Source organism: Pseudomonas sp. B21-040 (assembly GCF_024748695.1).
Taxonomy (GTDB): Bacteria; Pseudomonadota; Gammaproteobacteria; order Pseudomonadales; family Pseudomonadaceae; genus Aquipseudomonas.
Genome location: NZ_CP087176.1, coordinates 6,008,947 through 6,021,619, shown reverse-complemented (window position 1 = coordinate 6,021,619; position 12,673 = coordinate 6,008,947). Strand labels below are relative to the sequence as shown.

Annotated in this window: 6 protein-coding genes, 6 tRNA genes and 3 rRNA genes; 14 read left to right on the top strand and 1 reads right to left on the bottom strand. The window is 52.6% G+C overall.

Annotated elements, in window-relative coordinates; translation table 11 throughout:
* Window positions 1-3: 3 nt before the first annotated feature.
* Complete coding sequence (locus tag LOY55_RS27640; protein ID WP_109785765.1) at window positions 4-1,416, bottom strand: peptidoglycan DD-metalloendopeptidase family protein; 1,413 nt, start codon at window positions 1,414-1,416, stop codon at window positions 4-6.
* A gap of 211 nt (window positions 1,417-1,627) precedes the next feature.
* Here LOY55_RS27640 and tyrS point away from each other — a divergent pair, with 211 nt between their 5' ends.
* The 14 genes from tyrS to LOY55_RS27570 all read left to right on the top strand — a co-directional run bounded on the left by tyrS (window position 1,628) and on the right by LOY55_RS27570 (window position 12,647).
* On the top strand, window positions 1,628-2,827 hold the full coding sequence (tyrS, locus tag LOY55_RS27635) for a tyrosine--tRNA ligase (RefSeq protein ID WP_109785534.1): 1,200 nt from the start codon (window positions 1,628-1,630) through the stop codon (window positions 2,825-2,827).
* Window positions 2,828-3,322: 495 nt separating this feature from the next.
* A 16S ribosomal RNA gene (locus tag LOY55_RS27630) occupies window positions 3,323-4,859 on the top strand.
* An 81-nt stretch (window positions 4,860-4,940) separates the two neighbouring features.
* A tRNA-Ile gene (locus LOY55_RS27625) sits at window positions 4,941-5,017 on the top strand.
* Between the two features lie 30 nt (window positions 5,018-5,047).
* A tRNA-Ala gene (locus LOY55_RS27620) sits at window positions 5,048-5,123 on the top strand.
* Window positions 5,124-5,371: 248 nt separating this feature from the next.
* Window positions 5,372-8,263: ribosomal RNA gene (locus tag LOY55_RS27615) — 23S ribosomal RNA — on the top strand.
* Between the two features lie 152 nt (window positions 8,264-8,415).
* Window positions 8,416-8,531 (top strand): 5S ribosomal RNA (rrf, locus tag LOY55_RS27610).
* Together the 16S, 23S and 5S rRNA genes with 2 tRNA genes alongside form the textbook arrangement of a ribosomal RNA operon.
* A 133-nt stretch (window positions 8,532-8,664) precedes the next feature.
* Complete coding sequence (gene birA, locus LOY55_RS27605; protein WP_223525635.1) at window positions 8,665-9,624, top strand: bifunctional biotin--[acetyl-CoA-carboxylase] ligase/biotin operon repressor BirA; 960 nt, start codon at window positions 8,665-8,667, stop codon at window positions 9,622-9,624.
* Complete coding sequence (locus LOY55_RS27600; RefSeq protein WP_109787303.1) at window positions 9,614-10,363, top strand: pantothenate kinase; 750 nt, start codon at window positions 9,614-9,616, stop codon at window positions 10,361-10,363. Before birA ends, LOY55_RS27600 begins: the two co-directional genes overlap by 11 nt.
* Before the next feature lie 7 nt (window positions 10,364-10,370).
* Entirely contained in the window at window positions 10,371-10,811 is a 441-nt protein-coding gene (locus LOY55_RS27595) for a hypothetical protein (protein ID WP_046033392.1), read from the top strand.
* A gap of 144 nt (window positions 10,812-10,955) precedes the next feature.
* A tRNA-Tyr gene (locus LOY55_RS27590) sits at window positions 10,956-11,040 on the top strand.
* Between the two features lie 24 nt (window positions 11,041-11,064).
* Window positions 11,065-11,138, top strand: a tRNA-Gly gene (locus tag LOY55_RS27585).
* 26 nt (window positions 11,139-11,164) lie between these two features.
* Window positions 11,165-11,240 (top strand) — tRNA-Thr (locus tag LOY55_RS27580).
* An 84-nt stretch (window positions 11,241-11,324) separates the two neighbouring features.
* Window positions 11,325-12,518 (top strand): elongation factor Tu, encoded by a 1,194-nt coding sequence (gene tuf, locus LOY55_RS27575; RefSeq protein ID WP_027924378.1) that lies wholly within the window; start codon window positions 11,325-11,327, stop codon window positions 12,516-12,518.
* 53 nt (window positions 12,519-12,571) lie between these two features.
* Window positions 12,572-12,647: transfer RNA gene (locus LOY55_RS27570), tRNA-Trp, on the top strand.
* Window positions 12,648-12,673: the final 26 nt, after the last annotated feature.

The window sequence follows — 12,673 nt, the reverse complement described above, 5'->3', positions numbered from 1 at the left end:
GGCTTAACGCTTGCTCGAAGCCAGCAGAGTGGCTTTTTCCTGTTCCATGCGCGCCATCAGTGGCTGGCTTTGGGCGAGGAAGCGTGCGCGTTCCGCCTTGGCAATCGGATCGGCCATTGGCAGTTTCTGGCCCAGTGGATCGACGTGCACGCCATTGACCTGGAATTCGTAGTGCAAATGCGGGCCAGTGGAGAGGCCGGTGGTGCCGATATAGCCAATCACCTGGCCCTGTTTCACCGTGCCGCCAGTTTTCACGCCTTTGGCGAAGCCTTGCATGTGGCCGTAGAGCGTGGTGTAGGTATTGCCATGTTGGAGGACCACGGTATTGCCGTAGCCGCCGCGGCGACCCGCCAGCAATACTTTGCCGTCGCCAGCCGCCTTGATTGGCGTACCGCGTGGTGCTGCGTAATCGACGCCTTTGTGGGCGCGAATCTTGTTCAGGATCGGGTGCTTTCGCCCCATGGAGAATTTCGAGCTGATGCGGGCAAAGTCCACCGGGGTGCGGATGAACGCTTTGCGCATGCTGTTGCCGTCAGCGGTGTAGTAGCTGCTGTTGCCTTGTTTGTTGATGTAACGCACGGCGGTGTAAGTCTTGCCGCGGTTGGTGAAACGTGCGGAAAGGATCGGGCCGTTGCCGACAGCCTTGCCGTTGACGACTTTCTGTTCGTAGATCACATCGAACTCGTCACCCTGGCGAATATCCTGGGCGAAGTCGACGTCGTATCCAAATACACTGGCCATATCCATCGTCAGGCTGTGGGACAAACCAGCGCGAGCGGCGGATTGCGACAGCGAACTGTTGATCACGCCATGAACATAGGCGGAACGCGTGGTGGGTTTGGCAGTGATGCGGTTGAACGCATAACCCTTGTCATGCCTGGTCAGGGTGATGCTTTCGAGGTCGCTGAGTTTGCTGTGCAGGCTGGTCAGTTGGCCTTCGGGGGTCAGTTCGAACTCGAGCTTCTGGCCGTGTTTGAGTTGGCTGAATTGCTTGGCTTGTTTGTCGCTGGCCAGGACATCATGCACCGAGGTGGCTGGGAGGCCGACTTTCTCAAACAGGGTGGAGAGCGTATCGCCTTTGGAGACAATCACTTCCCTGTGGTTCGCAGACTTCTTTTCTTCGACCGCAGGCACCGCCTGCGCGGTTTCCTGTGGTTCTTCGGCGCTGTTATCGATCTGCGCAAAAGGGGAGGTTACTGGCTCATTTGTGGCTTGAGCGGCGTCAGCAGCGTCTTGATCTTGTGACAGTTGTTCAGCAGGGCTTTCCAGTTCGAGACTCAGAGTGGTCTTTTTTGCTTCAACATCACTGGAAGGAAATACCAGAAGCGCCAGGCTCAGGAGAGCGGCGATGCCGCTTGCTGCGAGCAGGTGGGTCTTCGGGTAAAGCGGCGGCGCTTTAGACGATTCTTGGGTCATAAGTAATTTTGACTTTGAAAAAGATGAATTGGAAAAGATGAATGACATGATGAAGATGAAATAACTGTATAAAATATAACCAAATCATCTCTGAAGCAAGTCCGCGGACACTCTGCCAGCGGATTGGCGTCATTGCGCCGGCCAAACTTTGTATTTGACGCGTGATCTTGTATGGTTGGTCCCCTTTGAATTCGAGCCTTGCGGGTCTGTTATGAAGTCGGTTGAAGAGCAGCTAGCGCTGATTAAACGTGGTGCAGAAGAACTGTTGGTCGAGTCCGAGCTGATCGAAAAGCTCAAGCGTGGCCAGCCGCTACGTATTAAGGCAGGCTTCGATCCGACTGCACCGGATTTGCACCTGGGTCATACCGTGCTTATTAATAAGCTGCGCCAGTTCCAGGAACTGGGGCATCAGGTGATCTTCCTTATAGGTGATTTCACCGGGATGATCGGTGATCCGAGCGGCAAGAGCGCGACGCGTCCACCGCTCACCCGTGAGCAGGTTCTCGAGAATGCCGAGACCTACAAGACTCAGGTCTTCAAGATTCTTGATCCGGCGAAGACCGAAGTTGCGTTCAACTCCACCTGGATGGACCAGATGGGGCCGGCGGACTTCATTCGCCTGACGTCGCAGTACACCGTTGCCCGCATGCTCGAGCGCGACGATTTCGATAAGCGCTACACAACTAATCAGCCAATCGCCATTCACGAGTTCCTTTATCCGCTGGTTCAGGGTTATGACTCGGTCGCTTTGCGCGCGGATATTGAGCTGGGCGGCACTGATCAGAAGTTCAACCTGTTGATGGGGCGTGAGCTGCAGCGTGGTTATGGTCAAGATCCTCAGTGCATTCTGACGATGCCGTTGCTCGAGGGGTTGGATGGCGTGAAGAAGATGTCCAAGTCCTTGGGCAACTACGTCGGTATTCAGGAAGCGCCGGGTGTCATGTACAGCAAGCTGGTTTCCATACCGGATGTGTTGATGTGGCGCTATTTCGAATTGCTCAGCTTCCGCTCCATGGATGAGATCAATGCATTCCGTGCTGATGTCGAGGCTGGCGCTAACCCGCGCGACATCAAGATCAAGCTGGCCGAAGAAATCGTTGCGCGGTTCCATGGTGAAGAGGCTGCGGCCAATGCTCATCGTGCGGCAGGCAATCGTATGAAAGAGGGCGAGCTCCCGGACGATCTGCCAGAGATCGAGCTGACTGCTGCCGAAGATATGCCGATTGCGGCTGTCCTTAATAAGGCCGGGCTGGTGAAGAACTCGGCAGTGGCGCGTGACCTGCTGGGTTCCGGCGGTGTGCGTATTGATGGTGAGGTGGTCGATCGCACCTTTATATACGTACTGGGCGCGACGCACGTTTGTCAGGCCGGCAAGAAGGCATTTGCGCGTATTACGCTCAAATCCGAATAAAGCCGAAATCAGTGCTTGACGGCAGATTCAGGATGTCTATAATTCGCCCCACTTCCGGCGCAGTCGAAACGGAAAACTCCTTGGTAAACAAAGAGTTACGCAGTTTTCGGCAGTGAGTGGCTTCAGTTCATCGAAGTCCGAAAGGAGTTGAAAAAGAGGTGTTGACAGCAGCGTGTAACGCTGTAGAATTCGCCTCCCGCTACCGAGTGATCGGAAGCGCAAGTGGTTGAAGTTACAAAGGAAACTTTGAAAACTTCTGAAAATAACCACTTGACAGCAACAGAGGCTGCTGTAGAATGCGCGCCTCGGTTGAGACGAAAGATCTTAACCAACCGCTCTTTAACAACTGAATCAAGCAATTCGTGTGGGTGCTTGTGGAGTCAGACTGATAGTCAACAAGATTATCAGCATCACAAGTTACTCCGCGAGAAATCAAAGATGTAACCAACGATTGCTGAGCCAAGTTTAGGGTTTCTTAAAAACCCAAAGATGTTTGAACTGAAGAGTTTGATCATGGCTCAGATTGAACGCTGGCGGCAGGCCTAACACATGCAAGTCGAGCGGTAGAGAGAAGCTTGCTTCTCTTGAGAGCGGCGGACGGGTGAGTAATGCCTAGGAATCTGCCTGGTAGTGGGGGATAACGTTCGGAAACGGACGCTAATACCGCATACGTCCTACGGGAGAAAGCAGGGGACCTTCGGGCCTTGCGCTATCAGATGAGCCTAGGTCGGATTAGCTAGTTGGTGAGGTAATGGCTCACCAAGGCGACGATCCGTAACTGGTCTGAGAGGATGATCAGTCACACTGGAACTGAGACACGGTCCAGACTCCTACGGGAGGCAGCAGTGGGGAATATTGGACAATGGGCGAAAGCCTGATCCAGCCATGCCGCGTGTGTGAAGAAGGTCTTCGGATTGTAAAGCACTTTAAGTTGGGAGGAAGGGTTGTAACCTAATACGTTGCAATTTTGACGTTACCGACAGAATAAGCACCGGCTAACTCTGTGCCAGCAGCCGCGGTAATACAGAGGGTGCAAGCGTTAATCGGAATTACTGGGCGTAAAGCGCGCGTAGGTGGTTCGTTAAGTTGGATGTGAAATCCCCGGGCTCAACCTGGGAACTGCATTCAAAACTGTCGAGCTAGAGTATGGTAGAGGGTGGTGGAATTTCCTGTGTAGCGGTGAAATGCGTAGATATAGGAAGGAACACCAGTGGCGAAGGCGACCACCTGGACTGATACTGACACTGAGGTGCGAAAGCGTGGGGAGCAAACAGGATTAGATACCCTGGTAGTCCACGCCGTAAACGATGTCAACTAGCCGTTGGGAGCCTTGAGCTCTTAGTGGCGCAGCTAACGCATTAAGTTGACCGCCTGGGGAGTACGGCCGCAAGGTTAAAACTCAAATGAATTGACGGGGGCCCGCACAAGCGGTGGAGCATGTGGTTTAATTCGAAGCAACGCGAAGAACCTTACCAGGCCTTGACATCCAATGAACTTTCCAGAGATGGATCGGTGCCTTCGGGAACATTGAGACAGGTGCTGCATGGCTGTCGTCAGCTCGTGTCGTGAGATGTTGGGTTAAGTCCCGTAACGAGCGCAACCCTTGTCCTTAGTTACCAGCACGTTATGGTGGGCACTCTAAGGAGACTGCCGGTGACAAACCGGAGGAAGGTGGGGATGACGTCAAGTCATCATGGCCCTTACGGCCTGGGCTACACACGTGCTACAATGGTCGGTACAGAGGGTTGCCAAGCCGCGAGGTGGAGCTAATCCCAGAAAACCGATCGTAGTCCGGATCGCAGTCTGCAACTCGACTGCGTGAAGTCGGAATCGCTAGTAATCGCGAATCAGAATGTCGCGGTGAATACGTTCCCGGGCCTTGTACACACCGCCCGTCACACCATGGGAGTGGGTTGCACCAGAAGTAGCTAGTCTAACCTTCGGGAGGACGGTTACCACGGTGTGATTCATGACTGGGGTGAAGTCGTAACAAGGTAGCCGTAGGGGAACCTGCGGCTGGATCACCTCCTTAATCGACGACATCAGCTGCTCCATAAGTTCCCACACGAATTGCTTGATTCATTGAAGAAGACGAAAGAAGCAGCCCGAAATTGGGTCTGTAGCTCAGTTGGTTAGAGCGCACCCCTGATAAGGGTGAGGTCGGCAGTTCGAATCTGCCCAGACCCACCAATTTTGTGTGGGAAACGCCTGTAGAAATACGGGGCCATAGCTCAGCTGGGAGAGCGCCTGCCTTGCACGCAGGAGGTCAACGGTTCGATCCCGTTTGGCTCCACCACTACTGCTTCTGAAGTTTGAAAGCTTAGAAATGAGCATTCCATCGAGAGATGGTGAATGTTGATTTCTAGTCTTTGACTAGTTCGTTCTTTAAAAATTTGGGTATGTGATAGAAAGATAGACTGAACGTTACTTTCACTGGTAACGGATCAGGCTAAGGTAAAATTTGTGAGTTGCTCTTAATTGAGTATTATCGAATTTTCGGCGAATGTCGTCTTCACAGTATAACCAGATTGCTTGGGGTTATATGGTCAAGTGAAGAAGCGCATACGGTGGATGCCTTGGCAGTCAGAGGCGATGAAAGACGTGGTAGCCTGCGAAAAGCTTCGGGGAGTCGGCAAACAGACTTTGATCCGGAGATGTCTGAATGGGGGAACCCAGCCATCATAAGATGGTTATCTTGTACTGAATACATAGGTGCAAGAGGCGAACCAGGGGAACTGAAACATCTAAGTACCCTGAGGAAAAGAAATCAACCGAGATTCCCTTAGTAGTGGCGAGCGAACGGGGACTAGCCCTTAAGTGGCTTTGAGATTAGCGGAACGCTCTGGAAAGTGCGGCCATAGTGGGTGATAGCCCTGTACGCGAAAATCTCTTGGTCATGAAATCGAGTAGGACGGAGCACGAGAAACTTTGTCTGAATATGGGGGGACCATCCTCCAAGGCTAAATACTACTGACTGACCGATAGTGAACTAGTACCGTGAGGGAAAGGCGAAAAGAACCCCGGAGAGGGGAGTGAAATAGATCCTGAAACCGTATGCGTACAAGCAGTGGGAGCCCACTTTGTTGGGTGACTGCGTACCTTTTGTATAATGGGTCAGCGACTTATTTTCAGTGGCGAGCTTAACCGAATAGGGGAGGCGTAGCGAAAGCGAGTCTTAATAGGGCGTCTAGTCGCTGGGAATAGACCCGAAACCGGGCGATCTATCCATGGGCAGGTTGAAGGTTGGGTAACACTAACTGGAGGACCGAACCGACTACCGTTGAAAAGTTAGCGGATGACCTGTGGATCGGAGTGAAAGGCTAATCAAGCTCGGAGATAGCTGGTTCTCCTCGAAAGCTATTTAGGTAGCGCCTCATGTATCACTGTAGGGGGTAGAGCACTGTTTCGGCTAGGGGGTCATCCCGACTTACCAAACCGATGCAAACTCCGAATACCTACAAGTGCCGAGCATGGGAGACACACGGCGGGTGCTAACGTCCGTCGTGAAAAGGGAAACAACCCAGACCGTCAGCTAAGGTCCCAAAGTTATGGTTAAGTGGGAAACGATGTGGGAAGGCTTAGACAGCTAGGAGGTTGGCTTAGAAGCAGCCACCCTTTAAAGAAAGCGTAATAGCTCACTAGTCGAGTCGGCCTGCGCGGAAGATGTAACGGGGCTCAAACCATACACCGAAGCTACGGGTATCACTTAGGTGATGCGGTAGAGGAGCGTTCTGTAAGCCTGTGAAGGTGAGTTGAGAAGCTTGCTGGAGGTATCAGAAGTGCGAATGCTGACATGAGTAACGACAATGGGTGTGAAAAACACCCACGCCGAAAGACCAAGGTTTCCTGCGCAACGTTAATCGACGCAGGGTTAGTCGGTCCCTAAGGCGAGGCTGAAAAGCGTAGTCGATGGAAAACAGGTTAATATTCCTGTACTTCTGGTTATTGCGATGGAGGGACGGAGAAGGCTAGGCCAGCTTGGCGTTGGTTGTCCAAGTTTAAGGTGGTAGGCTGGAATCTTAGGTAAATCCGGGATTCTAAGGCCGAGAGCTGATGACGAGTGTACTTTTAGTACACGAAGTGGTTGATGCCATGCTTCCAAGAAAAGCTTCTAAGCTTCAGGTAACCAGGAACCGTACCCCAAACCGACACAGGTGGTTGGGTAGAGAATACCAAGGCGCTTGAGAGAACTCGGGTGAAGGAACTAGGCAAAATGGCACCGTAACTTCGGGAGAAGGTGCGCCGGTGAGGGTGAAGCATTTACTGCGTAAGCCCATGCCGGTCGAAGATACCAGGCCGCTGCGACTGTTTATTAAAAACACAGCACTCTGCAAACACGAAAGTGGACGTATAGGGTGTGACGCCTGCCCGGTGCCGGAAGGTTAATTGATGGGGTTAGCTAACGCGAAGCTCTTGATCGAAGCCCCGGTAAACGGCGGCCGTAACTATAACGGTCCTAAGGTAGCGAAATTCCTTGTCGGGTAAGTTCCGACCTGCACGAATGGCGTAACGATGGCGGCGCTGTCTCCACCCGAGACTCAGTGAAATTGAAATCGCTGTGAAGATGCAGTGTATCCGCGGCTAGACGGAAAGACCCCGTGAACCTTTACTATAGCTTTGCACTGGACTTTGAATTTGCTTGTGTAGGATAGGTGGGAGGCTTTGAAGCGTGGACGCCAGTTCGCGTGGAGCCAACCTTGAAATACCACCCTGGCAACTTTGAGGTTCTAACTCAGGTCCGTTATCCGGATCGAGGACAGTGTATGGTGGGTAGTTTGACTGGGGCGGTCTCCTCCTAAAGAGTAACGGAGGAGTACGAAGGTGCGCTCAGACCGGTCGGAAATCGGTCGTAGAGTATAAAGGCAAAAGCGCGCTTGACTGCGAGACAGACACGTCGAGCAGGTACGAAAGTAGGTCTTAGTGATCCGGTGGTTCTGTATGGAAGGGCCATCGCTCAACGGATAAAAGGTACTCCGGGGATAACAGGCTGATACCGCCCAAGAGTTCATATCGACGGCGGTGTTTGGCACCTCGATGTCGGCTCATCACATCCTGGGGCTGAAGCCGGTCCCAAGGGTATGGCTGTTCGCCATTTAAAGTGGTACGCGAGCTGGGTTTAGAACGTCGTGAGACAGTTCGGTCCCTATCTGCCGTGGACGTTTGAGATTTGAGAGGGGCTGCTCCTAGTACGAGAGGACCGGAGTGGACGAACCTCTGGTGTTCCGGTTGTCACGCCAGTGGCATTGCCGGGTAGCTATGTTCGGAATAGATAACCGCTGAAAGCATCTAAGCGGGAAACTAGCCTCAAGATGAGATCTCACTGGGACCTTGAGTCCCCTGAAGGGCCGTCGAAGACTACGACGTTGATAGGTTGGGTGTGTAAGCGCTGTGAGGCGTTGAGCTAACCAATACTAATTGCCCGTGAGGCTTGACCATATAACACCCAAGCAATTTGACTACTCGAGAGAGCATCAGATTGCGGTGTGTGAAGACGATACATTGTCGAAAATTCGAAACACACAAATCTATTACATACCCATTCGCTGGAGCGTGATCTTGCAAGAGAGCACGACCTGGCTACCGAATTTCTTGACGACCATAGAGCATTGGAACCACCTGATCCCATCCCGAACTCAGCAGTGAAACGATGCATCGCCGATGGTAGTGTGGGGTTTCCCCATGTGAGAGTAGGTCATCGTCAAGATTAAATTCCGAAACCCCAATTGCGAAAGCAGTTGGGGTTTTGTTTTGCCTGCAGAAAACCCGGCTTGTCGGGTTTCTATGCAGCGGCTCGCGGCATGGCTATCATGCGGGCCTCATTGTGAGGCGAAACTTACATGCTGACGTTGTTAAAGCTTCTTAAAGATGGCCGGTTCCATTCGGGTGAGGCTCTGGGTGTTGCGTTGGGCATCAGTCGTAGTGCTGTGTGGAAGCAGCTTCAGCATCTAGAAGCTGAGCTCGGCTTGTCTATTCATAAAGTGCGCGGCCGCGGATATCAGCTGGCTGCGCCGTTGACGCTGCTCGATCCTGTAGCCATAAAAGAGCGTGCACCTGATTGTGGCTGGCCCATTTTTGTCTTCGATTCAATAGACTCCACCAACGCTGAGGCTTTACGAGCTATTGAGCGTGGTCGGGCCGCGCCATTGTTATTGCTTGCCGAGCGCCAGACCGCTGGGCGTGGGCGGCGAGGGCGCAAATGGGTCAGTCCTTTCGCAGAAAACATCTATTGCAGTTTGGTGTTGCGCATAGAGGGTGGAATGCGACAACTGGAGGGATTGAGCCTCGTTGTCGGTCTCGCGGTCATGCACACCTTGCGTGCGCTCGGTGTTTCTGGCGTTGGATTAAAATGGCCCAACGATTTATTGGCTGATCAGAAAAAAATCGCCGGGATATTGCTTGAGTTGGTCGGTGATCCCGCGGATGTGTGTCACTTAGTGATAGGTGTTGGCATCAACGTCAACATGCAGATCACTGATGAGGTTGACCAGTTGTGGACATCGATGCGCCTGGAGTCGGGCAGGGTGATTGATCGTAATCACCTGGTTTCGGAGTTGTGTTCGCAGCTCCAGGCGTATTTGGCTCGGCACCAGCGCGATGGGTTCTCCTCTATTCAGTCTGAGTGGGAGCAAAATCACCTATGGCAAGGGCGACCAGTCACATTGATAGCCGGCACGAGCCAGATAGAGGGGGAAGTGTTGGGTATCGACAGTCAGGGGGCTTTGCGCTTGAAAGTGAATGGCGTTGAAAAAGTCTTTAGTGGTGGTGAGCTCAGTTTGAGGTTGCGTGATGATTCTTGAGCTCGACTGTGGAAATAGTTTTATAAAGTGGCGTGTGCTTCGCGCAGGTGTCAGTCGAGTGTTCAGTGAGGGCGTAGTCGATTCAGATGACGCTTTGCTGGAAGGGCTGCGCAATCTTGATGGGCTAGCCCTTACGCACTGTCGGTTGGTGAGTGTTAGAACGGCGGAAGAAACCAGTGCGTTGAACTATCTATTGACGCAAGCTTTTGGTGTGTCTGTGGTATGTGCTTCGCCTGCTCGCCAAGTGGCTGGGGTGCGCAATGGCTATGACGAGTATGAGCGGTTGGGGCTAGATCGCTGGCTGGCAATGCTTGGAGGGTTTCATCTGGCTTCTGGTGCGTGCCTGGTGCTTGATTTCGGTACGGCTGTGACTGCTGACTTCGTTGCTGGGGATGGAGAGCATCTTGGTGGTTTTATTTGCCCTGGGATGCCTTTGATGCGTCATCAGCTACGAACCCATACTCGCAAGATTAGGTATGGGGATCTGGCTGCCGAGCGGGCCCTTGAGAGTCTCGCTCCTGGTCGCACGACAGTGGAGGCGGTTGAGCGAGGCTGTTCTCTTATGCTGAGGGGGTTTGTCCTGACTCAACTGGAGATGGCGCGCAGTTATTGGGGGGAGGACTTTGTGGTGTTCCTTACCGGGGGAGATGCGGCTCTTGTCGCCGGAATCGTGCCCGAGGCCAGGCTGGTTCCAGACCTGATTTTTGTAGGTTTAGCGATGGCATGTCCATTGTCTTGAGGTTTTTATGCGTTGGTTGTTCCTGTTGCTGCTTGTTCTCAACGTCGTCTATTACATTTGGCATCAGCAAGAAGCCCCTCTGCGGGCAAAAGATGTAACGCCTTTGAGTTTGTACCGAGGGTCTCAGCAGGATATTCGCTTGTTGAGCGAAGCAGCTGATGCGACTCATGACAAAGAAAAATCCACAGTGGCTAGCGGAAGCTGTCTCTATTTGGGTGGCTTTTCTCGTCAGGAGTCACTGTTGTTGGTTGGGCGGCGACTTGGTGAGATGGGTGTGAGGTTTCAGTCCTTGCAGAAAGATCCCGTCGAGTCGTCCGGTTACTGGGTGCTTGTATTACCCGAAAGCCAGCGTTTGCTGGATGGTTTGCAGCTGCAAAACCTTTCTAAAGAATTCAATGAGTTAAAACATAAAATAATGCCGTGCGAGGGGGTTGCGCCTGCCGAATAGTTTGAATAGAATGGCGCCCGCTTCGCAGTGAAGACCTTTAACGGTCAGCGGTGTGATAGCAGTGTCAACGCAGCTAAGCTCAGGTTTTTAATGAGAAAAATGCTTGACAGAAGGCTGGCATGATGTAGAATGCCGGCTCGCTTAGGAGGGGTTCCCGAGCGGCCAAAGGGATCAGACTGTAAATCTGACGTCTACGACTTCGAAGGTTCGAATCCTTCCCCCTCCACCATTTTTAGCGAGAGCTGCAAGCTCCGCGGGTATAGTTTAGTGGTAGAACCTCAGCCTTCCAAGCTGATGATGCGGGTTCGATTCCCGCTACCCGCTCCAAGTTTGCAGGTCCTGCAAAGTGTTACGCTCTTGTAGCTCAGTTGGTAGAGCACACCCTTGGTAAGGGTGAGGTCAGCGGTTCAAATCCGCTCAAGAGCTCCATATAACAAGGCAGATATGAAAATATCTGCCTTTGTTTTAATGGCTGATATTGTTCGCTTAATTCTTCTGCTGAGGGTTGTTTCGATGGCTAAGGAAAAGTTCGATCGTTCTCTGCCGCACGTCAACGTTGGTACCATTGGTCACGTTGACCACGGTAAAACCACTCTGACTGCTGCTCTGACTCGTGTTTGCTCCGAGGTTTTCGGTTCGGCTATCGTTGATTTCGATAAGATCGACAGCGCGCCAGAAGAAAAAGCTCGCGGTATCACCATTAACACCGCGCACGTTGAGTACAACTCGAAGATCCGTCACTACGCTCACGTTGACTGCCCAGGTCACGCTGACTATGTGAAGAACATGATCACCGGTGCTGCTCAAATGGACGGCGCTATCCTGGTTTGCTCGGCCGCTGATGGTCCGATGCCGCAAACCCGTGAGCACATCCTGCTGTCTCGTCAGGTAGGCGTTCCGTACATCGTGGTTTTCCTGAACAAGGCTGACCTGGTAGACGACGCTGAACTGCTGGAACTGGTTGAGATGGAAGTTCGCGACCTGCTGTCCACCTACGACTTCCCGGGCGATGACACTCCAATCATCATCGGTTCGGCTCGTATGGCGCTGGAAGGCAAAGACGACAACGAAATGGGCACCACTGCCGTTCGTAAACTGGTTGAAACTCTGGACAGCTACATCCCAGAACCAGTTCGTCTGACCGACAAGCCGTTCCTGATGCCAATCGAAGACGTATTCTCGATCTCCGGTCGCGGTACTGTTGTGACTGGTCGTATCGAGCGCGGTATCGTTCGCGTTCAGGATCCGCTGGAAATCGTTGGTCTGCGTGACACTACCGTCACCACTTGCACCGGCGTTGAAATGTTCCGCAAACTGCTCGACGAAGGTCGTGCTGGCGAGAACTGCGGCGTTCTGCTGCGTGGCACCAAGCGTGACGACGTTGAGCGTGGTCAGGTTCTGGTTAAGCCGGGTTCGGTTAAGCCGCACACCAAGTTCACCGCAGAAGTTTATGTTCTGAGCAAGGAAGAAGGCGGTCGTCATACTCCGTTCTTCAAAGGCTACCGTCCACAGTTCTACTTCCGTACTACTGACGTGACTGGTAACTGCGAGCTGCCAGAAGGCGTTGAAATGGTAATGCCAGGTGACAACATTCAGATGACTGTTACCCTGATCAAAACCATTGCGATGGAAGATGGTCTGCGTTTCGCTATCCGTGAAGGCGGTCGTACCGTCGGCGCTGGCGTCGTAGCCAAAATCATCGAGTAAATTGTTGTAATGTCTTTTTCGGGCCGGCATAATGGTCGGCCTGATTTTGTTTTAGGTCAGTAGCTCAATTGGCAGAGCGACGGTCTCCAAAACCGTAGGTTGGGGGTTCGATTCCCTCCTGACCTGCCAGATTCACTTGGTGTATCTGGCTTTCT